Source organism: Methylobacterium sp. Leaf465, from assembly GCF_001424705.1.
Lineage (GTDB): Bacteria > Pseudomonadota > Alphaproteobacteria > Rhizobiales > Beijerinckiaceae > Methylobacterium.
Genome location: NZ_LMRA01000046.1, coordinates 16568 through 40931 on the forward strand (window position 1 = coordinate 16568; position 24364 = coordinate 40931).

Annotated in this window: 21 protein-coding genes and 1 riboswitch; of the genes, 10 read left to right on the top strand and 11 right to left on the bottom strand. The window is 70.4% G+C overall.

The features are described from left to right. Positions 1 to 105: 105 nt before the first annotated feature. Together ASG51_RS19820 and rplQ are read left to right on the top strand one after the other, a co-directional pair. Positions 106 to 1125, top strand: coding sequence for a DNA-directed RNA polymerase subunit alpha (locus ASG51_RS19820; RefSeq protein WP_055949333.1), 1020 nt, complete (start codon positions 106 to 108; stop codon positions 1123 to 1125). A 196-nt stretch (positions 1126 to 1321) separates the two neighbouring features. After that, a complete protein-coding gene (gene rplQ / locus ASG51_RS19825) occupies positions 1322 to 1732 on the top strand; it encodes a 50S ribosomal protein L17 (RefSeq protein WP_055949338.1) in 411 nt (136 codons plus the stop codon). Positions 1733 to 1805: 73 nt separating this feature from the next. Here rplQ and ASG51_RS19830 read toward each other — a convergent pair whose 3' ends face one another. From ASG51_RS19830 to ASG51_RS19865, 8 genes are all read right to left on the bottom strand, one after another. Beyond that, a complete protein-coding gene (locus ASG51_RS19830; protein WP_056382605.1) occupies positions 1806 to 3662 on the bottom strand; it encodes a response regulator in 1857 nt (618 codons plus the stop codon). Positions 3663 to 3664: 2 nt separating this feature from the next. Then, positions 3665 to 5371, bottom strand: coding sequence for a response regulator (locus tag ASG51_RS19835; protein ID WP_056219906.1), 1707 nt, complete (start codon positions 5369 to 5371; stop codon positions 3665 to 3667). Continuing rightward, complete coding sequence (cheB, locus tag ASG51_RS19840) at positions 5368 to 6411, bottom strand: chemotaxis-specific protein-glutamate methyltransferase CheB (protein WP_056382607.1); 1044 nt, start codon at positions 6409 to 6411, stop codon at positions 5368 to 5370. The genes ASG51_RS19835 and cheB overlap by 4 nt, the downstream gene beginning before the upstream one ends. 53 nt (positions 6412 to 6464) lie before the next feature. After that, a complete protein-coding gene (locus tag ASG51_RS19845; protein WP_056382609.1) occupies positions 6465 to 8696 on the bottom strand; it encodes a response regulator in 2232 nt (743 codons plus the stop codon). A gap of 120 nt (positions 8697 to 8816) precedes the next feature. Beyond that, positions 8817 to 10487: a methyl-accepting chemotaxis protein gene (locus ASG51_RS19850; RefSeq protein ID WP_056382611.1), complete on the bottom strand. Its 1671-nt coding sequence runs from the start codon at positions 10485 to 10487 to the stop codon at positions 8817 to 8819. Positions 10488 to 10594: 107 nt separating this feature from the next. Beyond that, positions 10595 to 11143, bottom strand: coding sequence for a chemotaxis protein CheW (locus tag ASG51_RS19855; RefSeq protein WP_056382613.1), 549 nt, complete (start codon positions 11141 to 11143; stop codon positions 10595 to 10597). Further along, positions 11140 to 12633, bottom strand: coding sequence for a protein-glutamate O-methyltransferase CheR (locus ASG51_RS19860; protein WP_056382615.1), 1494 nt, complete (start codon positions 12631 to 12633; stop codon positions 11140 to 11142). The genes ASG51_RS19855 and ASG51_RS19860 overlap by 4 nt, the downstream gene beginning before the upstream one ends. Positions 12634 to 12661: 28 nt before the next feature. Then, complete coding sequence (locus tag ASG51_RS19865; RefSeq protein ID WP_082514138.1) at positions 12662 to 13213, bottom strand: chemotaxis protein CheW; 552 nt, start codon at positions 13211 to 13213, stop codon at positions 12662 to 12664. A gap of 152 nt (positions 13214 to 13365) precedes the next feature. On the opposite strand from ASG51_RS19865, the gene ASG51_RS19870 reads away from it, so the two are divergent. The 6 genes from ASG51_RS19870 to ASG51_RS19895 all read left to right on the top strand — a co-directional run bounded on the left by ASG51_RS19870 (position 13366) and on the right by ASG51_RS19895 (position 19288). Continuing rightward, complete coding sequence (locus tag ASG51_RS19870) at positions 13366 to 13638, top strand: PepSY domain-containing protein (RefSeq protein WP_056382618.1); 273 nt, start codon at positions 13366 to 13368, stop codon at positions 13636 to 13638. Positions 13639 to 13976: 338 nt separating this feature from the next. Continuing rightward, a complete protein-coding gene (locus ASG51_RS19875; protein WP_056219930.1) occupies positions 13977 to 15752 on the top strand; it encodes an acetolactate synthase 3 large subunit in 1776 nt (591 codons plus the stop codon). 116 nt (positions 15753 to 15868) lie between these two features. Then, positions 15869 to 16411: an acetolactate synthase small subunit gene (gene ilvN, locus ASG51_RS19880; RefSeq protein WP_056183565.1), complete on the top strand. Its 543-nt coding sequence runs from the start codon at positions 15869 to 15871 to the stop codon at positions 16409 to 16411. A 170-nt stretch (positions 16412 to 16581) separates the two neighbouring features. Continuing rightward, positions 16582 to 17220 (top strand): glutathione S-transferase family protein, encoded by a 639-nt coding sequence (locus ASG51_RS19885; protein ID WP_056382620.1) that lies wholly within the window; start codon positions 16582 to 16584, stop codon positions 17218 to 17220. Between the two features lie 176 nt (positions 17221 to 17396). Continuing rightward, positions 17397 to 18416, top strand: a complete 1020-nt coding sequence (gene ilvC, locus ASG51_RS19890) for a ketol-acid reductoisomerase (RefSeq protein WP_056219936.1) — start codon at positions 17397 to 17399, stop codon at positions 18414 to 18416. 218 nt (positions 18417 to 18634) lie between these two features. Continuing rightward, positions 18635 to 19288, top strand: a complete 654-nt coding sequence (locus ASG51_RS19895; RefSeq protein WP_056219939.1) for a pyridoxamine 5'-phosphate oxidase family protein — start codon at positions 18635 to 18637, stop codon at positions 19286 to 19288. A gap of 115 nt (positions 19289 to 19403) precedes the next feature. On the opposite strand, the gene tam is transcribed toward ASG51_RS19895, so the two are convergent. From tam to ASG51_RS19910, 3 genes are all read right to left on the bottom strand, one after another. Continuing rightward, positions 19404 to 20186 carry a trans-aconitate 2-methyltransferase gene (tam, locus tag ASG51_RS19900; RefSeq protein WP_056382622.1) on the bottom strand — a complete coding sequence of 261 codons (783 nt, stop codon included), beginning with the start codon at positions 20184 to 20186 and terminating at the stop codon, positions 19404 to 19406. 49 nt (positions 20187 to 20235) lie between these two features. After that, on the bottom strand, positions 20236 to 21306 hold the full coding sequence (gene trpS / locus ASG51_RS19905) for a tryptophan--tRNA ligase (protein ID WP_056219945.1): 1071 nt from the start codon (positions 21304 to 21306) through the stop codon (positions 20236 to 20238). A gap of 158 nt (positions 21307 to 21464) precedes the next feature. Then, positions 21465 to 22256, bottom strand: coding sequence for a Fe-S cluster assembly protein HesB (locus ASG51_RS19910; protein WP_082514140.1), 792 nt, complete (start codon positions 22254 to 22256; stop codon positions 21465 to 21467). A 257-nt stretch (positions 22257 to 22513) separates the two neighbouring features. Beyond that, positions 22514 to 22622, top strand: a riboswitch (glycine riboswitch). A gap of 51 nt (positions 22623 to 22673) precedes the next feature. Here ASG51_RS19910 and gcvT point away from each other — a divergent pair. Together gcvT and gcvH are read left to right on the top strand one after the other, a co-directional pair. Continuing rightward, positions 22674 to 23804: a glycine cleavage system aminomethyltransferase GcvT gene (gcvT, locus tag ASG51_RS19915; RefSeq protein WP_056382624.1), complete on the top strand. Its 1131-nt coding sequence runs from the start codon at positions 22674 to 22676 to the stop codon at positions 23802 to 23804. Positions 23805 to 23850: 46 nt separating this feature from the next. Next, positions 23851 to 24213, top strand: a complete 363-nt coding sequence (gcvH, locus tag ASG51_RS19920) for a glycine cleavage system protein GcvH (protein WP_056382625.1) — start codon at positions 23851 to 23853, stop codon at positions 24211 to 24213. Positions 24214 to 24364 lie beyond the last annotated feature (151 nt).

Consider the following 24364-nt stretch of genomic DNA (forward strand, 5'->3'; position numbering starts at 1 on the left):
GCGGACGCATCAGTTTCCAGCCCGCCGGGCGCCGATGGCGCGGTGTCGACGGGCAATGCGTGGACCACCCATGTGGCCCGCGCCGATCTTGCGAGAGGTAGCATCGTGGTCATTCAGAAGAACTGGCAAGAGCTCATCAAGCCGAACAAGCTCCAGGTCTCGACCGGGCACGACCCCAAGCGGGTCGCCACCGTCGTCGCCGAGCCCCTCGAGCGCGGCTTCGGAACCACGCTCGGCAACTCGCTGCGCCGCGTGCTGCTGTCCTCGCTCCAGGGCGCGGCCGTGACCTCCGTGCAGATCGACGGCGTGCTGCACGAATTCTCCTCGATCCCCGGCGTGCGCGAGGACGTCACCGACATCGTCCTCAACATCAAGACGATCGCCATCCGCTCGCAGACCGAGGCCCCCAAGCGCCTGACCCTGCGCAAGACCGGCCCCGGCGTCGTCACCGCCGGTGACATCGGCACGGTGGGCGACGTCCAGATCCTGAACCCCGACCTTGTGATCTGCACGCTGGACGACGGCGCGGAGATCCGGATGGAGTTCACCGTCGCCACCGGCAAGGGCTACGTTCCGGCCGAGCGCAACCGTCCCGAGGATGCGCCGATCGGCCTGATCCCGGTCGATGCGCTGTTCTCGCCCGTCACGAAGGTGTCCTACCGCATCGAGACCACCCGCGAGGGCCAGGATCTCGACAAGGACAAGCTGACGATGACGATCGAGACCAACGGCGCCGTGTCGCCTGAGGATGCCCTGGCCTATGCCGCGCGCATCATCCAGGACCAGCTCCAGGTGTTCGTGAACTTCGAGGAGCCCCGCAAGGAGGAGGCGCAGCCGCTCGCGCCGCAGCTTCCCTTCAACCCGGCCCTGCTCAAGAAGGTCGACGAGCTCGAGCTCTCGGTGCGTTCGGCGAACTGCCTGAAGAACGACAACATCGTCTACATCGGCGACCTCATCCAGAAGTCCGAGGGCGAGATGCTGCGCACCCCGAACTTCGGCCGCAAGTCGCTCAACGAGATCAAAGAGGTCCTCGCTGCGATGGGCCTCCACCTCGGCATGGACATCCCCGGCTGGCCGCCGGAGAACATCGAGGATCTCGCCAAGCGCTTCGAAGAGCATTACTGAGGCAAGCCGCCTCGGCCATGACGTGGCGGCGCATCTCGGCGCCGCCGGTTCGGCCGACACCATCGGGGTTCGCTCGACGCGAACTCCGACACGAATCCCGCCGCGGGGTCATGCGGAATGAACAGCCCCGAAGAGTGATTCGGAGGGGCGCTTGGCCGTACCGTGGCACGGCGGCCATCAACCAAGGACAGCCATCATGCGTCATGGATTTCGCGGTCGTCGTTTCAACCGCACCACCGAGCACCGCAAGGCGATGTTCGCCAACATGTCGGCCGCGCTGATTAAGCACGAGCAGATCGTTACCACCCTGCCGAAGGCCAAGGACCTGCGTCCGGTCATCGAGAAGCTGATCACCCTCGGCAAGACCGACAGCCTGCATGCGCGCCGCCTCGCCATGTCGCAGATCCGCGACGAGGCGATGGTCCGCAAGCTCTTCGCCGTGATCGGCCCGCGCTACAACACCCGCCCGGGCGGCTACTGCCGCATCATGAAGGCCGGCTTCCGCTACGGCGACAACGCCCCCCTGGCGGTCATCGAGTTCGTCGACCGTGACGTCGACGCGCGCGGCAAGGATTCTGGCCCGGTGCTGGTGGACGACGCGGCGTAAGCCACGCCTCCTTTCGATGACGACCAAGGCGGCCTCCGGGCCGCCTTTTTCGTTGCCCGGACGACGCCGCGTCTCAGGCGGCCCGGTCGAGGAGGCGCGAGACCTCCGCCGCCAGATCGGCGGATTCGAAGGGCTTGCGCAGCACCGGCAGGTCTGCCGGGATCGGGATCGCCTCGGCATGGCCGGTGACAATCAGTACGGGCACGTCGGACCAGCGTGCGCGCACGATCTCGGCGAACTCCACCCCTGTCATGCCCGGCATCGCCAGGTCGGCGACCACGAGGTCGAAGGCTCCCTGTTCCATCAGCGAAAGGGCAGACGACCCGTCGCTGGCCTCGCGCTCGGTGTAGCCGAAGCTCGACAGGAACGAGGCCGTCACGTGACGGACCTCCGGGTCGTCGTCGACGACGAGGATGCGCGCCGCCCGGGCGGCCGGCGTCGCGGTCCCCGGCACCGCCACCTCGTCGGGACCCGCCGATTCGACCCGGGGCAGGATGATCTGGACGCGGGTACCTTCCCCCGGGGCACTCTCGATGCGCAGGCGCCCGTGGGATTGCTGGGCGAGGCCGAAAACCATGGCGAGGCCGAGGCCCGTACCCTGGCCCACTGCCTTCGTGGTGAAGAACGGCTCGCAGACCCGCGCGAGGATCTCCGGGGCGATGCCGCTGCCCGAATCGGCGATCTCGACGGACAGGTAGGCGCCGGCCGGCAGGTCCGGATCGTCGTCCAGCACGAGGCTGCGGGTGGCGACGGCGATTCGCCCGCCTTCGGGCATGGCGTCGCGGGCATTGATACAGAGGTTCAGGATCGCGAGTTCGAGCTGGTCCGGATCGACGCAGGCGGCCGGCGCCTCCGGGGCGAGGATCGTCTCGACGGTGACGAGGCCCCCGAGACTGCCGGCGAGCAGATCGTGCATCCCGGTAATAAGCTCGTTCACGTCGACGGCGCGCGGGCGCAAGTCGCGGGAGCGGCTGAAGCTGAGGAGGCGCTTGGTCAGGGAGGCGCCCCGCTGAGCCGCCTGCATGGCGTTGCCGACGAGGCGCTGGACCCGCGGCTGGTCGGCGACCTTCGGCGCCACGAGTTCGAGGCTGCCGAGGATCGCCATCAGCAGGTTGTTAAAGTCGTGGGCGATGCCGCCGGCCAGGGTTCCCAGCGCCTGCATCTTGTCCGACTGCCGGAGGCGCGCCTCCAGGGATTTCTGGTCGGTGACGTCGCGTTCGATGGTGGCGAGATGGGTGATCTCTCCGCCCGCGTCGCGGATCGGCACGCGGGTGACGTGGCGCCAGCGCTCGGCCCCGGTCGCCCCCTCGGCGACCAGGCTGTCACTCGGCTCGCCGGCCGCGAACGCGGCGGCATCCGCGCTACGGATCGCTGCGCCGTCGCCCAGGATCGCCTCCTCGGTGCGTCCGAGGCACCCGGCGACGTCGCCGCCGAGCCCCGCGGCCTTGCGGTCGTTGAGGCGCACGAAGCGCCCCTCCGCATCCTTGAAGGAGATCGCATCCTCGGCATTGTCGAGGAGCCCGCGCAGGAGCGCCCGTTCCGTCGCGAGGTCCCGCCCGAGCTGATGCCGCTCGAAGGCCTGGCGCACGGTGTTGCGCAGGAGGTTCGCGTCCCAGGGCTTGGTGGCGTAGCCGGTGATGCCGCCCTGGTTCAGGGCCGCCACAACCGCGCTCATATCGGCGTAGCCCGTGAGCAGGATGGCCTGGGCGTCGTGGACTTTGCGCGCCTCGGCCAACATGGCGTCGCCTGTCATGCCCGGCATGCGCTGATCCGAGAGGATCACGGCGATGTCCGGGTTGATGGCCAGCATCCGCAGCGCCTCGGCCGGCTTCGTCGTGGTGAGGACGCGGTACTGGTCCTCGAACAGGTCCTCGAGGGCGATGAGGATGTCCGGTTCGTCGTCGACGGCGAGGATCGTGCCCTGTGACATGCTCAACCCGTCTGTCGTGGGATGCCGATGACGAAACAGGCCCCACCTCCGGGAGCGGCCTCGACGCTGAGCGTGCCGCTATGCGCCTGCACGACACTGTAGGCAATCGCGAGGCCGAGACCTGTGCCGGACCCGACGGGTTTCGTGGTGAAGAACGGCTCGAAGATCTTCTCGCGCAGCGTCTCCGGGATGCCGGACCCGGTGTCGTTGATCCGGATGATGTCGGTGTCGGGGAGACTGCGCGTCTCGATGGTGATGGTGCCGGAATCGGGCATCGCGTCCGCGGCGTTGCCGAGGATGTTCATGACGACCTGGTTCAGGAGGGCCGGCGTGCAGTGGATCTCCGGCCGGCCCGCGAAATCCCGCACGACCGCGATCCGGTCGCCGAGCTTGTGCTGAATCAGGGCAAGCACGGTCTCGATCGCCTCGGGCACGTGCACCAGGGTGCGCTCGCCCTCGTCGAGACGGGAGAACTTGCGCAGGTTGAGGACGAGGTCCTGGATGCGGGTCAGGCCCATGCGCATGGCCCCGACCCGGTCGCTGCACTTCCTGAGCCGGCGCGGGCTGTCGGGCGAATCCGGTTCCGCGACGACCTCGCCGAGGATGCGCTCCACCGTACCCTGGTGGGCGAGGATGAAGGCGAGGGGATTGTTGATTTCGTGGGCGATGCCCGCCACCAGCTCACCGAGAGAGGCCATCTTGGCCGCCTGGACGAGCTTGGCCTGCGCGTCGGTGAGCTTGCGATTGGCGGTGGCGAGATCCGCGTTGGCCTGCTCCAGGGCCCCGGCCAGGGCTGCGCGCGCCTCCGCCGCCTCGGCCTCGGCTCGGGCCCGCTCCAGGGCCCGCTCACGGGCGCCGAACTCGCCCGCGATGCGACGGTTGTCCTCCTCCAGGAGCTTCCGGCGCACGAGGCTGCGCACCCGCATCACCAGGATCTCGCCGTCGGATTTCGAGACCACGTCGTCGGCGCCCGCGGCGAAGGCCTCCACGAGGAAGTCCTTGGCCGGGCTGGATCCGGCGATACCAACCACCTGGAAGGTCGGGGCGCCGGCCTCCCGGCCCGCGAGGCCGGCATTGCGGTGGTCGCTGATCGCCCGGCAGAGGGCGAGGCCGTCATAGGTCGTGGCGAGGAGGTCGATCGTCACGCAGTCGAAGGCGGCGCCCGCCGCCTCCAGGGCCGCGATGGCGGCGGCGTGGCTGTCCGCGGTGGTAACCTCCTGCCCCTCATGGGCGAGGAGGCCGGCGAGGAAGGTCCGGTAAGTGGCGCTGGCATCGACCACGAGGACGCGCCCCCGGCGGAAGGCGGAGACGCCGGGCCCGTCGCTGCCGCCCATGCGCTCGCGTAGGAGGGCGCGGATACGGAGCACGAGGAGGTCGCGATCGGCGGATTTCGCCACGTAGGCATCGGCGCCGCTCTCCAGTCCCTGGCGCTCGCCGTCGCGGGCGCCAGTGAGCATCAGGAGGGGCAGGGCGCGGGTGCGGAGGGAGAGCCGGAGCTGGCGGGCGAATTCGTCGCCGTTCATGCCGGGGAGATGATGGTCCGCCACCACGAGGTCGGGCAGGCGGGTGTTGAGTTGGTCGAGGGCCGCCTCGGCCGTAGCGCAGCGCTCCACCGCGAAGCCCTTCGACTCCAGCAGCAGCCGCAGTTCCAGCGCCTGGGTCTCGGAATCCTCGACGAGGAGGAGACGGGGTGGGGTGGCCTCGGTCACGGCGCGGCCTCTGCCACGCGAGCCAGATGGGCGGCGATCCGGTCCAGGGGCAGCACAGTGCCGGCAGCCGAGAGGCGGATCGCGGCGGCCGGCATGCCGAACACCACCGCGGTGCTCTCGTCCTCGGCGACGGTGAGCGCCCCGGCCCGACGCATGTCGAGGAGGCCGAGAGCCCCGTCCTCGCCCATCCCGGTCAGCAGCACGCCGATGCCCCGCGCACCGGCATGCCGGGCGACGGAGCGGAACAGGGCCGTCGCGGCCGGGCGCTGGCCGCCTACCGGGGCGGCATCGCTGATCCGCAGATGGCCGCCGCCGCCGAGCTCCAGGTGCCGGTCCCCCGGTGCCACGTAGACGCGGCCGGCCTCGGCCCGTTCGCCCTCACGGGCCAGGGCGACCGGCAGCCCGACGACCCCGTTCAGCCAGCTGGCGAAACCCTCCATGAAGGCCGGACCCATGTGCTGGACGACCAGGACAGGAAGGGAGAAACTTGCCGGCAACGCGCCGATGACCCGGGCGAGGGCGGGCGGCCCGCCGGTCGAAGCGGCGATGGCCAGGACGCTGGCGGCTTCCGGCACCTTGAGGGCGACGGCCAACGGCGGCGGCGCGGCGACGCGACCGGCCCATTCCGAGCCGATCGGCCGGCGCCGGATCACCGGCACGGCGGCCATGATGCGCAGCTGCGTGCAGATCTCGCTCGCGGCGGCGTCGTAGCCGGCATTGGTGGTGGCCACCGGCTTCTCCACCACCGAGAGCGCCCCGGCCCGCAGGGCGTTCATCGAGATGCGCAGGGAGGAATCTTCGATCGCGTCGGCGATGACCACGATCGGGGTCGGGCGCTCGGCCATGATCCGCCGCGTCGTCTCTAGGCCATCGATGCCCGGCAGACGGATATCCATCGAGACGACGTCCGGGCGGACCTGGCCGATCGTCGCCAGGGCCTCCTCGCCGGAGGCCACGGCCGCCACGACCTCCAGGCGCGGATCCCGGCCGACGATGTGGATGAGGAGCTGCCGCACCACGAGGGAATCCTCGACCAGCATCACCCGCACCCGCACGGGCGCTCCCGGCGTCGATCCGTCCCGCGCGTGTCCGGTCACAGCAATTGCCCGATGGTGTCGAGGAGTTTGCGCTGGTCGAAGGTCTGCTTCGTCAGGTAGGCGTCCGCCCCGAGGTCGAGGCCGCGGGCCACGTCCTCCGCATCGCCGCGCGAGGTCATCAGGATGACCGGCAGCTGCGCGAAAGCCTCCTCAGCCCGCAGGGCCTTCAGGAGGCCGAAGCCGTCGAGACGCGGCATCTCCACGTCGGCGACGACGAGATCTACGGGTTCGATGCCCGCCCGCAAGCGGTCGAGCGCATCCTGGCCGTCGACGCAAACGACGACGCGGTATCCCGCCGCTTCCAAGATACCCTTCTCCAAGGTTCGCGTGGTGATCGAATCGTCCACCACGAGGATCGTCGAACGTGGCGCCTGCGCGATCGTTCCGCGACTGCCTGTGGGTTGCGGTGCCGCGGCCGAGCCGGCCTCGCCCGCCCATGCGACCAGCCCCTCGGCATCGAGGACGAGAGCGGGCCGATCCCCCGGCAGAATCACGGTTCCGGTGACCAGCCGCGGATCGGTCCCGATCGGCGGGGCCGGCAACACCCGCAGGGTGGTCACATCGGACAACGCATCGACGGCGAGGACGCAGCGGCGCCCGTTGCCACGGAGCAGGATCGCCGGGCAGGTGGCCCCGGCCTCCTCCGCGCGATCCGGCAGGCCGAGAAGGCTTGCCAGATCCAGCACCGGCACGCTGACGGGGCTGCCGCCGATCTCCACCTGCGCCACGGTGCGGCCCATCACCTGCGCGAGGTCGCTGCGATCCAGGCGCAGCAGGCGCTCGGCCGACGCGCTGGGGATCGCGTAGGTGATCCCGCCGCCCCGGACGAGAAGCATCGCCCGGCGGGCGGCCGAGAGCGGCAGCGCCATGACGAGTTCGGTGCCGAAAGGGCTGCGCGGCAGGAGGCGAACCGTGCCGCCGAGCCGGCGCGCCGCGTCCGCCACCACCGAGAGACCGATGCCGCGCCCCGAGAGGGTGTCGATGGCGGAGGCAGTTGAGAAGCCGGGCTCGAAGACCAGGGCGAGGAGCGCTTCCGGCCCGGGATCGGCGTCGGCCGAGAGCAGGCCCCGGCGCCGGGCGGTGTCGGCGATGGCCGCGAGGTCCGGCCCCCGGCCGTCATCGTGGACCCGGACGACCAGGCGCCCCCCCTGGACCTCGACGTCGAGGCCGATGGCCAGGGCGTCGGGCTTGCCGAGGTGCCGGCGCGTCTCGGGGGGTTCGGCCCCATGGCTCAAGGCGTTGCGCAGGGCGTGCAGGACGGGGTCCTTGAGGACCTGAAGCATCCCGCGATCGACCGGCAGGTCGAGACCGCGCGCGGTCACCGTGATGGCGCGGTCCGCCTCGCGCGCGTGGTCGCGCAGGGCTCGCGCGAATCCCCCGAAGGCGGTCTCGGCCGGGACCAGCGCCAGGCGCTCGGCCTCGCCGGCGACCCGGGCCATGGCGCCCTCGACCGAGGATGCGAGGGCGCTGCGAACCCGTGCCAGGTCGGCGGCATCGCGCGCCAGGGCGAGGAGTCCGGTCTCCAAGGCCCGCGCATCGCCCTCCGGCTCCGATCCGCGGGCGCCGCGCCGGCGCTCGGCGAGACGAGCGAGGTCGGCGGCCCGGCGGCCCAGGCGGGCGATGCCCTCGGCCAGCACGGCCTCGCCCCCGAGGGCACTGGCCAGTTCGTGTGTGGCCCGCGTCAGCGCTTCGACCGCGTCCGCAGGCACCCGCAGGAGGGTCTGGGCGACCTCGGTGGGGGCTTCGGACGGTGCGGATTTCGAAGCCGTGGCGACGGGCGGGGCAGGATCGGTGGCCGGCGCCGCGGTGGGGGCCGTGTCCGGCGCCCGGTCCGTCTCGGGCAATGCGGCGGCCTGCGGATCGAGGGCGCGGTCCAGGGCCGCGAGGGCATCGGCCGGCATGTCCGGGCCCGTCCCGTCGGTCAACCCGGCGACGTAGGCCTCGATCCGGTCGAGGGCGAGGTGCACGGCAGCGGTGGCGGTGCGCGAGAGACCGCCCTCCTGCGCCACCACGCGCTCGAACAGGGTCTCCAGGCGATGGGCCACCGCCTCCACCGCCGGCAGGTCGACGGCCCGGGAGGCGCCCTTCAGGCTGTGCGCCCGCCGGAAGACGTCGTTCCAATCGGGCGCGTGCTCGCCGTCCTCGCCTCCGAGGGCGGCACGGATCGCATCGATGTGCTCGCGGTGCTCGACCTCGAACGCCGCGAGTAGAAGCTGGCGAATGTCCATCGGTCGCCTAAAGTCGCCCCAGGGTTGCGGCGGATTCCGCACCTCCGGAATCCGCGCGAAGCCATTCGTTCATCATGCATGCCCCGCGAAACCGGAGGTCCCCCAACCGTGGAAGTCCGCTCAGTGCCGGTAGCGCTCGGCGAGCGTCATCAGGGCCTGGGCGAGTTCGGTGAGGTTGGCGGAGGCCGCCTCGACCTCGCGGGTGCCGGCCGCCGTCTGCTGGCTCGCCTGGCGGATGTTCTGCAGGGCGCCCATCACCTGCTCGATGCCGAGCTGCTGCTGGTTCGTCGAGGCGACGATCTGCTGGAAGGTCTGGACGCTCTCCTCGACCCGGGCGGTGATCTCCTCGATGGTCCGCTGGGTGGTGTCGGAGCGAGCCTTGCCCGCGGCGGCGCGCTTGACCGCCTCCTCGGTGAGCATGACCGAGGTGTTGATGCCGCGCTGGATCTCGCCGAGGATCGTCCGGACCTGCCCGGTGGCCGCCTTGGCCTGATCGGCCAGGAGCTTCATCTCCGAGGCGACCACCGCGAAGCTGCGCCCGCTCTCGCCGGCCGCCGCCGCCTCGATGGCGGCGTTCAGCGCCAGGAGATGGGTGCGTTCCGAGATGTCGTTGACGGTGGTGATGATGTCGCCGATCGCCTGGGTCTTCTCGGAGAGGGCGACGATGTTGCCGGCCACCGCCTCGGCCTGCTCGCGGATCGAATCCATCGCCCGCGCGGTGTCGGCCACCGCGCGCAGGCCGGCGCGGGAGGTCTGGGCCGTCGACTGGGCCGTGGCGATGACCTCGCCGGCCCGCTTGCCGATCTGCGCGCCGGAATGGGTGATCTCGTCGACCGTGGCGGCGGTCTCCTGCACGGCGGCGAACTGCTCCTCGACGCTGGCCGCCTGCTCCTGGGCGGAGGCGCGGATCTCGGCCGCCGCCGCGTTGAGGTCCGAGGTCGCGGCCCGGTTGGTCCGGGCGAGGTCGGCCAGGCCCGCCACCATGCGGTTCAGGGTGCGGCCGAGACGGCCGATCTCGTCCTTGCCCCGGGCCTCAAGGGTCCCCGAGAGGTCGCCCTCACCGACGCGCTCGGCGAAGGCCATCACCGCCTCGAGAGGCCGCACCACGGCCCGGCTGATCAGCAGGGTGATGAGGATGCTGAGAACGATGCAGGCGCCCAGCGTGAGCAGGATGGAGAGGCGGCTGCGCTCGTAGAGATCGGCCACGCTGCGCTGGCCGGCGGCGATGCCCTCGTCGAGGGCGCTGCGGGTGCGCTCGATGTCGCTGAGGAACAGCTCCTGGCTTCGGTTCAACGACTCGTTGCGGGCCTCGACCCCGTCCACGTCCTTGGCGGCGATCGCGGCGAATTGCGCCTCGCTCGCACTGCGCAGCTCGCGCAGTTCGGCCACGGCCTCGATGGCGATGCCGTTCACCTTGCGCCAGGCGAGACTGCGCTCTTCGGAGGCCGACCGGGCCCGGTAGCTGTCCGTCGCGCGCACGAGTTCGGCGAGGATCGCCTCGGCCTCGGCGGCGGACCGGCGCCAGGAGGCGGAGCCGTCATCCCGCTCCGGGCCGCCCCGCGCCCGCATCAGCAGCGCGATGATGGCGTTGCGGCGCTGGAGGCCCATGTCGCGGGCCTTGTTGGCGAGATCGTCGAGCTGGCGCGCCACCGTCAGGTCGCGGGTGACGATGCCGTCGGTCGTGTCGCGCACCACGCCGATCTGCCCCAGGGCATAGAAGCCGAGCGCCACGATGACGATGGTGATGGCGACGAAGCCGAGGAGGATGCGTTTTCCGATCGAGATCGACACGAGGGGCTCCAGGCTCCGGGAATTCGAGCGGGACCGAGGCAGGACGGCCCCGGGTCTCGGCAGTACGAAGAAGGCTCACCGCCGGCGCGGCAGCGCGGCAGGGACGGTCACGGCAGGTACCGGCGCAGGAGACGCGGCAGATCGACGACGACGAACCCGGGTTCCCCGTCCGGTCCGGCGCCGGGCGGGGCATACCCCGAAACCGCCTCCGTGCTCAAACCGGCCTCGGCGAGGGCCGGAACGTCCGTCGCCTCGGCGATTTCGGCGACACCGAGGACGCGGTCGACGGCGAGCGCCACCGGAACCCCAGCGCCCCGCACGAGGACCACGTGGCCCTCGTCGCTGGCCGCCGCGGCGCCGCGTCCGAGGGCACGGGCGAGGGCGATCAGGCTGACGACCCGGCCGGAGATGGCGATGAGCCCGAGGACCGCCGCCGGGGCACCGGGGAGGGGGGTCACCGGCCGGGCCGGCAGCACCTGGGCCACCTGGGCGAGGGCGAGGGCGAAGCGGTCGTCGCCGCAGGCGCAGACGAGAACGGCCCGCGTCGGCCCGGCGGCCTCAGCCGTCCCCCGTCCACGCCCGGCGAGCAGGCGGGAGCGCTCGGCGCGCAGGGCCTTCAGGCGGGCGGCGGGGGCTTCGGCCCGGGTCTGCGTCACGGCCCTTCTCCTGTCACGCCGGCACGGGCAAGGGCGGCGCTGCGCGCGATCTCGTGCGGGCCGAGCCCGTCGCCCTCGGCCACCACCGCATCCGGCGCCAGGGATTGGGCCAGACGGATCGCGTTGTCGAGGGCCCGCACCGCGTCCGCCCGCCGGCCGAGGCCGATCATCAGCAAGCCGAGCTGGTAATGCGCCATGACGAAGGTGCGGTCGAGGTAGAGCGCGCCGCGCCAGGCCCGCTCGGCCTCGGCCTCGCGCCCGAGGCTGTGGGCGAGGAGGCCGTCATAGTAGTGCAGGACGGGATCGGTCGGCGCAGCGCGGATCGCCGCCCGGACCGCCCGCCAGGCCTCCGCGGTCTCGCCGGCATCGGCCAGGGCCCGGATGCGGGCCGGATCGTCCGGTCGCACCGAAAGGTCCGGGGGCTCCACCGCATCCGCGCCGGGGGGCCCGGGGAAGTCGAGCAGGGTCGGGTCGGGCAGGTCGGATTTGGACGAGCCGAACTCGGCCGCCTCCGGCTGCCCGATGGCCGGCATGGGCGGGGCGACCGGGGCGGGCTCGGGGACGAACTCCGGGACCCAGGGCGGCGGAGGGAGGACCGGGGCGCCGGCGCCCCGTGGCCGATAGGCGACGGTTCCGGGCAGGTTCACGGGTTCCAGCATCGCCGCGATGGCCGGGTTCGGCTCGGCATGCCCGATCAGGAGCCAGCCCTCGGGGGTCAGGCGCCGGCCGAGGGCGCGCACGATGCCGAGCACGACCTCGGCCTCGAAGTAGATGAGCACGTTGCGGCAGAGGACGAGGTCGAACTCCGCCAGGGGCTGTGCGGTGCGGACGTCGAGGAGGTCCATCAGGTTGCGCCGCTCGAAGCGCACCATGCGGCGGAATTCCGGCCGCAGGGCGTAGGTGCCGTCGCGGCCGGGTCCCGCGACGGCCGGGCCGGGCACGAAGTAGCGCAGGCGCTCGCCGAGGGGCAGGGTCCGCAGCGCCCAGCGGCCGTAGATCCCCGCCCGCGCGGTCTCGAGGGCGGCCGTGCTGATGTCGGTGCCCAGGATCGAGACCCGCCACTCCGGCAGGGCGGTTCCCAGGAGTTCGTGCAGCAGGATGGCGATCGAGTAGGGCTCGGCTCCGGTGGAGCAGCCGGCGCTCCAGACCCGGAGGGTACGCTCGGGGGCGCGGGCGGCGATCAGGGCGGGCAGGATGGTGGTGCGCAGGGCCGCGAACTGTTCGGCGTAGCGGAAGAAGAACGTCTCGCCGATGGTGATCTCGGCCTCCAGCGCGGCCCATTCCGGGCCGCCGGTCAGGCGGTCGTCGAGGCAGGCGGCATAGGCCGTCGCATCCGCGAGCCCGAGCACCCGGAAGCGTTTGCGCAGGCGGTCGAACAGGAGGTCGTCTTTGTCGGCATAGTAGTGATGGCCGGTGCGGGCGATGATCCGGGCCTTGAGGGCCGGAAAGCCCGGATCGACCTCCGGGCCTGAGCGCGGCGGACGCGTCATGGTTGCTGCATACCGGGTGGCGGCCGGGTCAGACGGCCGACAGGGCGGCGAGGCGCTCGGCCGCCGCATCGGTCAGGGCCGACAGGCGGGCCCGCTCCTCCGCCGTGAGGAGGTGGGCCAGGCCGAGCACGTGGACTAGGCCGTCATCCCGGGCGATCTCGGCGACGACGCAGCCGTTGAGGGTCCGCTCCGCCGCGACCGGGCGGAGCGCCGCCGCCTCCACCGTGATCAGGTCCTCGACGCGGTCGACCAGGAAACCGATGCCCCGCGGCGCATCGAGGAGGATGTGCCGGTAGGCCTCTTCGGCGTCGCGGCGCGCGGCGTCCGTGCGCAGGCCGAGGAGCCGGGCGAGGTCGACCACGGGCACCGGGCGGCCTCCGAGATTGAGGAAGCCCGCGAACGGCCCACCCCCGGCCGGCGGCGCGTGCAGGTCCGGCAGCGGCAGCACCTCGCTCACCGACGTGCGCGCGAGCGCGCAGGCGACGCCCGCCACGTCCAGGAGGAGGAAGGCGCTGGTCTCGGACAGGGGCGGGGATCCTTGTGGACGGGCGGGGACCGGACGCGATCCGACATCGGACATCGGCCTTGATAGGACGGCGATGCGGCGGGGAGCAAACACGAATCCGTGGCCTCGGCCGAGGTCGCGCCCTCGCGGCGCCGGCCCTCCGCCCTAATATAGTGAGACCCCGCGCGCCTGCGCCCGCCGGGACCTCTCATCCCAGGAGTCCTCACATGTCCCGACCCGCCCAGACCGTCCGTACCGCCGCCCTGACCCTCGTTCTCCTCGCGGTCGCCGGGATGGCCCGGGCCGAGGTTCCGAGCGCCGATTGGCTCACCCCGGCTCAGGCGAAGCAGGCCCTGAAGAATGCGGGTTACAGCGAGATCACCAAGCTCGAAGCCGACGACGGACACTGGGACGGCGAGGGGATCAAGGACGGACGACGGATGCGGTTCGATGCGGACCCGAAGACCGGCGCCATCCTCGGGGAAGTTCCGGTCGAGTAATCCGGTCCGGATTCGGCGTCCGTTGTCTGGGCCCGTTGCCCGGGAACGTGCGACGCCGGAACCGGCAAGATCGTGCGCCCCGGCGTTGACCGGTGTCGCCGCCTTCGGTAAGACACGCCACACGATTTTCGATTCGCCTTGTCGGGCGGACGAACGAGGCGGACAACGACGCGATGCGTGCCATCCTTATCGTAACGGAAGCGCCACCGACGGGGCGGACCTGACAACAGGGTCCGCGATCCGAATGGTGGCGCATGCAGGGTCCCTCGGGGCCCTTTTTTATTGCCGCGACGCGCCGGACGACACGAACAGCACAGACAGTTTCAAGGAGCAGGACGATGGGCGGCGAGGTCATGACCGGGGCCGAAATGGTCATCCGGGCGTTTCAGGATCAGGGTGTCGACACGCTGTTCGGGTATCCCGGCGGCGCGGTGCTGCCGATCTACGACGCGCTCTTCCACCAGGAGACCCTCAAGCACATCCTGGTGCGCCATGAGCAGGGCGCCGTCCATGCGGCCGAGGGCTATGCGCGCTCGTCCGGCAAGGTCGGCTGCGTCCTGGTCACATCGGGACCCGGCGCCACCAACATCATCACCGGCCTGACCGACGCGCTGCTCGATTCGATCCCGCTCGTCTGCATCACCGGCCAGGTTCCCACGCACCTGATCGGAACGGACGCCTTCCAGGAGTGCGACACGGTCGGCATCACGCGCCACTGCACGAAGCACAACTACCTGGTCAAATCGATCGACGATCTGCCCCGCATCCTGCACGAGGCGTTCTACGTCGCCGCCAACGGCCGGCCCGGCCCGGTCGTCATCGACCTGCCGAAGGACGTGCAGTTCGCGTCGGGCGTCTACGAGCGTCCGACCCAGAACGGCCACAAGACCTACAAGCCGGCCTTCAAGGGCGATGCGGCTCAGATCCGGGCGGCCGTCGAGCTGATGGCCTCCGCCCGCCGGCCGATCCTGTACACCGGCGGCGGCGTCATCAATGCCGGCCCGCACGCCTCGGCCCTGCTGCGCAGGCTCGCCGCCGAGACCGGCTTTCCCGTCACCTCGACCCTGATGGGCCTGGGCGCCTTCCCGGCCTCGGACGACAAGTTCCTCGGCATGCTCGGCATGCACGGGACCTACGAGGCGAACCTGGCGATGCACGAATGCGACGTCATGGTCTGCATCGGCGCGCGCTTCGACGACCGCATCACCGGCCGCCTCGACGCCTTCGCGCCTTTCTCGAAGAAGATCCACGTCGATATCGATGCCTCCTCGATCAACAAGGTCGTCAAGGTCGATGTCGGGATCGTCGGCGATTGCGGCTCGGTGCTGGAAGACATGCTCGCCGCCTGGAAGGCGCTGCCGCGCCAGCCGGACACGGCCCGCCTGGAGGATTGGTGGACCAAGATCCGCACCTGGAAGGCGCGCGACTGCCTCGCCTACTGGCCGTCGGGCACGATCATCAAGCCGCAATACGCCGTCCAGCGCCTCTACGAGGCCTGCAAGGACCGGGAGACCTACGTCACCACCGAGGTCGGCCAGCACCAGATGTGGGCGGCGCAGTACTTCAAGTTCGACGAGCCGAATCGCTGGATGACCTCCGGCGGCCTCGGCACCATGGGCTACGGCTTGCCGGCGGCCATCGGCACGCAGCTCGCCCACCCGGACGGGCTCGTCATCGACATCGCCGGCGAGGCTTCGATCCTGATGAACATGCAGGAGCTGTCCACGGCGGTTCAGTACCGCCTGCCGGTCAAGATCTTCATCCTGAACAACGAGTACATGGGCATGGTGCGCCAGTGGCAGGAGCTGCTGCACGGCTCGCGCTACTCGCAGAGCTACTCCGAGAGCCTGCCGGACTTCGTGAAGCTGGCCGAGGCCTACGGCGCCAAGGGCATCCGCTGCGAGAAGCCGGGCGACCTCGACGCAGCGATCGCCGAGATGCTCGACTATGACGGCCCGGTCGTCTTCGACTGCGTCGTCGACAAGAAGGAGAACTGCTTCCCGATGATCCCGTCGGGCAAGGCGCACAACGAGATGCTGCTGTCCGACTACCTCGGCGAGACCGGGGTCGAGATCGGGGACGTCATCTCCGAAGAGGGCAAGATGCTGGTCTGAGCCTCCGGACCCATCCTGACGCATCCGGATCGGGCGCCGCGCGCCCGGTCCTTCTCCGATCGGCCCCGCCGGGCCACTCACGACACGCCATCGCAGACGAAGGTCCGGGGCACGCCATGAACGCCATGAACACGCACTATCCCGATGCCGGCCGGGTCGAGCCGATCAACCGGCACACCCTGGCCGTCATCGTCGACAACGAGCCCGGCGTGCTCGCCCGGATCTCGGGGATGTTCTCGGGACGGGGCTACAACATCGAGAGCCTGACGGTGTCGGAGACCGAGGTGGCGCGCCATCTCTCCCGCATCACCATCGTCACCGCCGGCACCGATGCGGTGATCCAGCAGATCAAGGCGCAGCTCGACCGACTCGTGCCGGTGCACCGGGTCGTCGACCTCACGCTCCAGGGCAAGGCCCTCGAGCGCGAACTCTGCCTCGTCAAGGTGGCGGGCACCGGCGAGCACCGCACCGAATCGCTGACCCTCGCGGCGGCCTTCGGCGCCAAGACCCTGGACGCGACCCTGAACTCCTTCGTGTTCGAGGTCACCGGCACCACCGAGGAGATCGACCGCTTCATCGGCCTGATGACGGTGATCGGCCTCGTGGAGATCTCCCGCACCGGCATCGCCGCGATGGGACGCGGCGCCGAGCCGATGTAGGTCCCAAGGTCTGGCATCGCGGGAGCCGTTCTGGTCGATGGGGTCCGCTCGATCGACGGGAACGTACGCATCTGCCGGTCCATCGGCTCCGTGCCGAACTCTGTCCTCACCGAGGTTCGCGGGACGCTCGCGACGTTGATCGGCATCACCTGGAACGCTCCAGAGATCACATGACCACGCTCTACTACGCCCCCGGCGCCTGCTCGCTCGCCTCCCATATCGCCCTCGAGGAGACCGGTGCACCCTACGAGACGGTACGGCTCGACCTCGCCAAGGGCGACCAGCGGGCGCCCACCTACCTTGCCGTCAACGAGCGCGGCCGGGTCCCGGCGCTGGCGGAGGGCGATTGGGTGCTCACGGAGAACACCGCGATCCTGCGCCACATCGCGCGCGTGCATCCCGAGGCCGGCCTGTGGCCGCAGGATCCACGCGACCAGGCCCGGGTCGACGAGTGGCTCGGCTGGCTCTCCACCGGCCACCACATCGCCTACGCGCATATCCGCCGGGCCGAGCGGTACTCGAACGACGAAACGGCCTTCCCGGGCATCCAGGCCAGGGGCGCCGAGACCTGCGGCGACCTGTTCACGATGACCGAGGTCAAGCTCTCCAACGGCGGCTGGGCCGTCGGCGAGGCCTACAGCATCGCCGATCCCTACCTGCTGCTGTTCTGGACCTGGGGCCGGGGTCCGGCGCTCGGCTTCGACATGGCCGAGCGCTTCCCGGCCTGGACGGCCCATGCCCGGGCCATGGCCGCGCGCCCCGCCGTGCAGGCGGTCTTCGGCCGCGAAGGCCTCAAACTGCCGGCCTGAGCGCGGCACAGGGGCGGCAAAGGACGGGGCATGCGACAATGCCCCTTCCGTCAAGGGGATCGCCTCGCTAAAAGCTCCGCGATCGCACGGCCGCGCGGATGTCGTTTCAGATGAGGGCGCCGGAGCGCACTCATGCCGATTTCATGCCCAATCGAGAGAAAAGAGAAGGTACCGCCATGCGGGTCTATTACGATCGTGACGCCGACCTCAACCTGATCAAGGGCAAGAAGGTCGTCATCGTCGGCTACGGCAGCCAGGGTCATGCCCACGCGCTCAACCTGCGCGATTCGGGCGTCAAGGACATCGTCATCGCCCTGCGCGAGGGCTCGGCCACCGCCAAGAAGGCGGAGCACGAGGGCTTCACGGTGATGTCGGTGGCCGAGGCCGCCAAGCAGGCCGACGTCGTCATGATGCTGACCCCGGACGAGCTCCAGGGCGACATCTACAAGGAGTCCCTGGAGCCGAACATGAAGCAGGGCGCCGCCCTCCTGTTCGCCCACGGCCTTAACGTGCACTTCAACCTGATCGAGCCCCGCAAGGACCTCGACGTGCTCATGGTCGCCCCGAAGGGCCCCGGCCACACCGTGCGCGGCGAGTACCTGAAGGGCGGCGGCGTGCCGACCCTGATCGCCATCGCGCAGGACGCTTCGGGCAACGCCCACGACCTCGGCCTGTCCTACGCCTCGGCCAACGGCGGCGGCCGCGCCGGCATCATCGAGACCACCTTCAAGGAAGAGTGTGAGACCGACCTGTTCGGCGAGCAGGCCGTGCTCTGCGGCGGCCTCGTCGAGCTGATCAAGGCCGGCTTCGAGACCCTGGTCGAGGGCGGCTACGCCCCCGAGATGGCCTATTTCGAGTGCCTGCACGAGGTGAAGCTCATCGTAGACCTCATCTACGAGGGCGGCATCGCCAACATGAACTACTCGATCTCGAACACCGCCGAGTACGGCGAGTACGTCACGGGCCCCCGCATCGTCACGCCCGAGACCAAGGCCGAGATGAAGCGCGTCCTCAACGACATCCAGTCGGGCAAGTTCACCCGCGACTGGATGCTGGAGAACAAGGTCGGCCAGACCTCGTTCAAGGCCACCCGCGCCAAGCTCGCCGCTCACCCGATCGAGGAGGTCGGCGCCAAGCTGCGCGGCATGATGCCGTGGATCTCCGAGAAGGCCCTGGTCGACAAGGCCAAGAACTGAGGTCGGGATCGGGGAGGCCGGCATCGTCCGGCCTCCCCTGACGGAGGGCGCCGGCGTCGCGAGAGCGGCGCCGGCTTTTTGATGCGCGGTCCCGGGACCACACCGCGCGCGCTCGGACGCGACGGAGCCGCGTCGCCTGTTGTGCTCCGACGGGTTTCCCGCGATCATCTCGGGCAACGGCGGCCCGGACGAGAGCAGCCGAAACGCGGAGGACCCCCATGGCATCGCTCTACTCTGACGCGCATCGCGCGCTGCAGGAAGAGTTCAAAACCGTCAAGCTCGCCGAGCGCCTGGACACGGGCTGGGTCCAGGACAGGATCGGCGAGACCGAAGCCGCCTTCATCGGCAGCCGGGACATGTTCTTTCTCTCCACCGTCGATCCCGACGGCATGCCGACTGTCTCCTACAAGGGCGGCAACCCCGGCTTCGTGAAGGTGCTCGACGGCAACACGCTGGTGTTCCCGGGCTTCGACGGCAACGGCATGTGGTATTCAATGGGCAACATCGAGGGGCAGTCGAAGGTCGGGCTGCTGTTCATCGACTTCGAGACCCCGCACCGGGTCCGCGTCCAGGGCCATGCCCGGATGCTGCGCGACGATCCCCTGATGGCCGAATACACGGAAGCGAAGTACCTCGTCCGCGTCGAGGTCACGAAGGCCTGGGTCAACTGCCCGCGCTACATCCACAAGTACCAGAAGGTGGCGCAGAACCGGTACGTGCCCACCCCCGACAAGGAGACGCCGCTCGCCCTCTGGAAGCGCCTCGACATGGTCGCCGACGTCATCCCCGAGGAGGATAAGGCCCGCGTCGCGCGGGAAGGCCAGATCGAGTTGCCCGAGTACGAGGCCCGGGTCGCGCGCGGCGAGAGCTGAACCGGCGCGGCGTCAGGGCAATTTCGGTAATCTCAGGATCACCGAAATTGCCCAAATCTATTGTGTGGTCGCATTGTCTTCACGCGAGCCGGAATCCACCTCGCTTGAAAATGCTTTAGCCCGCGCGTCGCGCGACGATGAACACCCGAGGGAATGCGAGCAGTCGCCGTCCGTCACGGCGGGGTGGATACCCCTCCGCGATCGCCGCCGTGTAGGCGGTGAGGAACCCGGCCTCTTCGTCGGGCGTGAGCGGGTCGAGGAAGGGTCGCAAACCCGTGGCGCGGACCCATTCGACAATGGCGGACGCATCTGCCATCCGGTGGTGATAGGCAGTGCGCCAGACATTCACCTCGGCGGCGTGCGGCGCCAGCAGATCGTAATAGCCGGCCGGTTCCAGCATGCGCCCGAGCCGGCCGGCCACGGCCGGGTCGCCGATCGCCGCTGCCCAGGGGCCGGTTTCCGCCACCATGCGCATCAGGCGGTGCGACGGCTCGGCGAGGTTGTCGGGCATCTGTACGGCGAGAACGCCGCCGGGTGCCAGGAGGCCGAAGAGACGGGGTAGCAGCACCGGGTGGTCGGGCAGCCATTGCAGCACGGCATTGGCGTAGATCAGGTCCGGCGCCCGCTCCGGCTGCCAGGTCGCCGCGTCCGCCAGCGCGAATGAGAGGCCGGGCAGGCGCTCGCGGGCTCGCTCCAGCATGGCCGGGGAGGTGTCGAGGCCGATGACCTCGGTCTCGGGGAAGCGGGCCGCGATCAGCGCTGTGGAATTGCCGGGGCCACAGCCGAGATCGTAGGCGAGGCGCGGCGCCGCGAGCGGAACCTGGGCGAGGAGTTCGGCCGCCGGACGCGTGCGCTCATCCTCGAAGCGAGCGTAGAGGGCGGGGTTCCAGTCGGACATCGTGCACCTCCCGAAGCCGGCCCTGTCGGAGGCCGGATCGCCTCACTCGTCAGGGGACCATCCGCAGGCGCGGCCCGCGGCGGACGAATCCGACGATGTCCTTGACGGCGTCGAGGGTCGGCGCCGCGATGGCCTCGGCGCGCTCGGCGCCGTCGGCGAGCACCGCATCGATCTCGGCCGGGTCGGCCACGAGGCGCTTCATCTCGGTGCCGAGGGGCGCCAGGGTCTCGACCGCGAGCTCGACCAGGGCGCCCTTGAAAACCGAGAACTGGGCGCCGCCGAAGTCGCGCAGGACCTCCTCGCGCGTGACGTCCTTCAGGGCGGCGAAGATACCCACCAGGTTGTCGGCCTCGGGCCGACCGGCCAGGCCGGCCACCTCGGAGGGGAGGGCGTCCGGGTCGGTCTTGGCCTTGCGCACCTTGGCGGCGATCGCGTCGGCATCGTCCGTCAGGTTGATCCGCGAATTGTCGGAGGCGTCCGACTTTGACATCTTCTTGGTGCCGTCGCGCAAGCTCATGACGCGCGCCGCCGGCCCGCCGATCAGGGGCTCGGTAACGGGGAAGAAGCCGGCCCCTTCGTCGTGCCCATGGGCGGCGATCGACTGCGAAAAATCGTTGTTGAACTTCTGGGCGATGTCGCGGGTCAGTTCGAGGTGCTGCTTCTGGTCCTCGCCCACGGGCACGTGGGTGGCGCGATAGGCCAGGATGTCGGCCGCCATCAGTACGGGATAGTCGTAGAGGCCGATCGAGGCGTTCTCCCGGTCCTTGCCGGCCTTGTCCTTGAACTGGGTCATGCGGTTGAGCCAACCGAGCCGCGCGACGCAGTTGAAGATCCAGGCGAGTTCGGCGTGCTGGGGCACCTGGCTCTGGTTGAAGACGATCGAGCGCGTCGGGTCGATACCGGCGGCGAGGAACGCGGCGGTGACCTCGCGGATCTGGCCCTTCAGCGCGGCCGGGTCCTGCCACAGGGTGATCGCGTGCAGGTCGACGACGCAGTAGAGGCACTGCGCATCGCGCGCCTGCATCTCGACGAAGCGCTTGATGGCGCCGAGATAGTTGCCGAGATGCAGGTTCCCGGTCGGCTGTACGCCCGAGAACACCAGTTCCTTGAACGCGGTCATCGCGGCGGGGTCCTCGTGCGGATTGCGGGAGAGCGGCCGCGGACGTCGATCCCGTGCAGCCGAGCGCCGGTTTCTGGACGCCGAGCCGGAACCGGTCAAGGCTTCGCGAAAACCCCCGACGATCGCACGGGAGCGTCGGCACGGGACGACCGGGGTCGTTAGGGCTCGCGGATCGCGCCCCCGGTCCCCGTCCGACCCTGACCTTCGGGACAGAGGTCGAGGAGCACGCAGCGGGTGCAGGCGGGATTGCGGTGGTGACAGACCTTCTGCCCGTGCAGCATCAGCACCTCGTGGTTGTCGTAGAGGGCCTGCGCGCTCCAGTCGGCGGGCAGCTGTGCCCGCAGGATCGGGTGGGACGGCCCGACATCGACGCGGGGACCGATCAGACCGGTGCGCTGGGCGACCCGGTGGTGGTGGCTGTCCACCGGCAGGGCGGGCATTCGCAGGATGCTGAAGGAGAGCACCGCCGCACTCGTCTTCGGCCCGACCCCGGGAATCGCCTCGAGCCAGGCCCGGGCCTCCTTCACCGCCATGTCCTTCAGGAAGTCGAGGGTGAGCGCGCCGTGGCGCGCCTGCACGGCAGAGAGGATCGCCTGCAGTCGCGGCGCCTTCAGCTCGGGCCAGGTCACCCCGGCGATGGTCGCCTCGATCTCGGAGACGGGGGCGGCCAGCATCCGGTCCCAGTCGGGGTAGCGCGCCCGCAGGGCCTTGAAGGCGCGGCCGGACTCCGCGTTGCGGGTTCGGTGGGAGAGGAGCGAGGAGACGAGTTCGCTCAATGGGTCAAGGCTGTGGAAGTAGGGGATCGGGCAGCCGTAGACCGGGCAGAGGCGAGCATGGATCGCCAACGCCTTGTCCGTCAGGGCAGGATCGATCGCGGCCGGTACGGACTTTGAAGAGCGGGTCCGGCGGGGGCGGGGGCCGGCGAGGTCGTGCCCTGATGCGATCGGCATGCTGGAGGAATCGAGCCCGAGTCGTCGCGGTTCCCGAAGTCGACGCCAGGCCATGCCCGGACTGACGGATCGGCCGAAGCGTAACGCGCCGGCCGGGCAGGGCGCCTTGCCTGACGCAGTGCAATGTGAAACCCTGACCGAGTCATCAAGGACGATACGGGAGAGCCCAGGTCGAGCGTTTCACAGAGCGAAGCCTTCGAACCATGGCGCCGACGGAGCAACCACCCCCGGAAACTCTCAGGCACAATCACCGTACCGTCGGACAATCTGGAGAGAGGCGCCTGATGGCGCCCACCGAAGGAGAAATCCCGGACCGCAGCCGCGGTCGGGGAGAAGCTCTCAGGTAACCGCGACAGATGGGGGCAGCCGGACACGCTCAGTCGAGCTTCCGGAGGCTGTTCGTCGTGGAGTGATCCGATGTCCCCTGATGTTGCCCGTACCCCCCTGCATGCCCTGCACCTGCGTCATGGCGGCCGCATGGTCCCCTTCGCAGGCTACGCCATGCCGGTGCAGTACCCGGCCGGCCTCCTCAAGGAGCACCTGCACACGCGGGCCCAGGCCGGCTTGTTCGACGTGTCGCATATGGGCCAGATCCGGCTCACCCCGCACTCGGGCGATGTGGGCGACGCGGCGCGCGCCCTGGAAACCCTCCTGCCCATCGATGTCCTGGGCCTGAAGCCGGGCCGCCAGCGCTACGGGCTCCTCCTCGATGCGTCGGGCGGCATCCGCGACGACCTCATGGTCGCCCATTGCGGCGACAGCCTCTTCCTCGTGGTCAACGCCGCCAACAAGGTCGACGACGCGGCCTATCTCCGCGCGCATCTCTCCGACACCTGCACGGTGACCGTGCTGGCCCGCGCCCTCGTCGCCCTGCAGGGGCCGGGCGCGGAGCCGGCCCTGGCGCGACTCGCACCGGAGGTGGCCGGGATGCGCTTCATGGACGTGCGGATGCTCGGGCTGCTGGGCGCCTCCGCCATCGTCACACGCTCCGGCTATACCGGCGAGGACGGCTTCGAGATCTCGGTGCCGGAGGACAGGGCGGAGGCCCTGGCCGAGGCGCTGCTCGCCGATCCGGACGTGCTGCCGGTCGGGCTCGGCGCCCGCGATTCCCTGCGCCTCGAGGCCGGGCTGTGCCTGCACGGCAACGACATCCACCCCGGCATCGACCCGGTGGAGGCCGGCCTGTCCTGGGCCATTTCGAACGTGCGCCGCCGTGGCGGGCCCCGGGCCGGCGGCTTTCCCGGCGCGGCACGCATCCTCGACGCACTGGAGGCCGGCCCGGCGCGCAAGCGCGTCGGCCTGCGCCCCGAGGGGCCCACCCCCGTGCGGGCCGGCGCGCCGCTCTTCGCAGACGAGACCGGCGCGGCGGTCGGCCAAGTGACGTCCGGCGGTTTCGGGCCGAGCCTGCAGGCCCCCATCGCCATGGGCTACCTGCCGGCCGCCCTCGCCGCCCCCGGCACCCGCGTCTTCGCCGAGGTGCGCGGCAAGCGCCTCGCCGTCGCGGTCTCGGCTCTTCCCTTCGTTCCGGCAGGCTTCAAGCGCGCCTGATCGGGCCCGTTCCGTCCCCCCCTTTGCCAACAATTAGGAGAAAGCGATGCGGAAGTTCACGGACGAGCATGAGTGGCTGGATTGCACCGGCGACGTCGCCACGGTGGGCATCACCACCCACGCCGCCGAACAGCTCGGCGACCTCGTCTTCATCGAGTTGCCGAAGGTCGGCGCGAAGCTGTCCAAGGGCGAGGCCGCGGCGGTGGTCGAGTCCGTCAAGGCGGCCTCGGACGTCTATGCGCCGGTCTCCGGCGAGGTCACCGAGGTCAACGAGGCGGCCGTGGCCGACCCGTCCAGCGTGGGCACCGACCCACAGGGCGCCGGGTGGCTCTACCGCATCCGCCTCGACGATCTGGCCAGCCTCGAGGGGCTGATGGACGCGGCCGCCTACGCCGAGTTCGCGAAGTAGCGCCGCCGCTTACCCTCCCCCCCTCAGCGGGGGAGGGTGCCCACGGAGTGGGCGGGAGAGGGAGCAACCTCTCCGGATACGGCGCTTCCCTCATCCGACCCGCTGCGCGGGCCACCTTCTCCCGCTGAGGGGAGAAGGGATGCGACGGCAC

Bases quoted from the DNA above. Each gene is read 5' to 3' on its own strand.
- rplQ (WP_055949338.1), top strand. From the start codon at position 1,322: ATGCGTCATGGATTTCGCGGTCGTCGTTTCAACCGCACCACCGAGCAC.
- ASG51_RS19830 (WP_056382605.1), bottom strand. From the start codon at position 3,662: ATGTCACAGGGCACGATCCTCGCCGTCGACGACGAACCGGACATCCTC.
- cheB (WP_056382607.1), bottom strand. From the start codon at position 6,411: ATGCTGGTCGAGGATTCCCTCGTGGTGCGGCAGCTCCTCATCCACATC.
- ASG51_RS19845 (WP_056382609.1), bottom strand. From the start codon at position 8,696: ATGGACATTCGCCAGCTTCTACTCGCGGCGTTCGAGGTCGAGCACCGC.
- ASG51_RS19860 (WP_056382615.1), bottom strand. From the start codon at position 12,633: ATGACGCGTCCGCCGCGCTCAGGCCCGGAGGTCGATCCGGGCTTTCCG.
- ASG51_RS19865 (WP_082514138.1), bottom strand. From the start codon at position 13,213: ATGTCCGATGTCGGATCGCGTCCGGTCCCCGCCCGTCCACAAGGATCC.
- ASG51_RS19870 (WP_056382618.1), top strand. From the start codon at position 13,366: ATGTCCCGACCCGCCCAGACCGTCCGTACCGCCGCCCTGACCCTCGTT.
- ASG51_RS19875 (WP_056219930.1), top strand. From the start codon at position 13,977: ATGGGCGGCGAGGTCATGACCGGGGCCGAAATGGTCATCCGGGCGTTT.
- ilvN (WP_056183565.1), top strand. From the start codon at position 15,869: ATGAACGCCATGAACACGCACTATCCCGATGCCGGCCGGGTCGAGCCG.
- ASG51_RS19885 (WP_056382620.1), top strand. From the start codon at position 16,582: ATGACCACGCTCTACTACGCCCCCGGCGCCTGCTCGCTCGCCTCCCAT.
- ilvC (WP_056219936.1), top strand. From the start codon at position 17,397: ATGCGGGTCTATTACGATCGTGACGCCGACCTCAACCTGATCAAGGGC.
- ASG51_RS19895 (WP_056219939.1), top strand. From the start codon at position 18,635: ATGGCATCGCTCTACTCTGACGCGCATCGCGCGCTGCAGGAAGAGTTC.
- tam (WP_056382622.1), bottom strand. From the start codon at position 20,186: ATGTCCGACTGGAACCCCGCCCTCTACGCTCGCTTCGAGGATGAGCGC.
- trpS (WP_056219945.1), bottom strand. From the start codon at position 21,306: ATGACCGCGTTCAAGGAACTGGTGTTCTCGGGCGTACAGCCGACCGGG.
- ASG51_RS19910 (WP_082514140.1), bottom strand. From the start codon at position 22,256: ATGCCGATCGCATCAGGGCACGACCTCGCCGGCCCCCGCCCCCGCCGG.
- gcvT (WP_056382624.1), top strand. From the start codon at position 22,674: ATGTCCCCTGATGTTGCCCGTACCCCCCTGCATGCCCTGCACCTGCGT.
- gcvH (WP_056382625.1), top strand. From the start codon at position 23,851: ATGCGGAAGTTCACGGACGAGCATGAGTGGCTGGATTGCACCGGCGAC.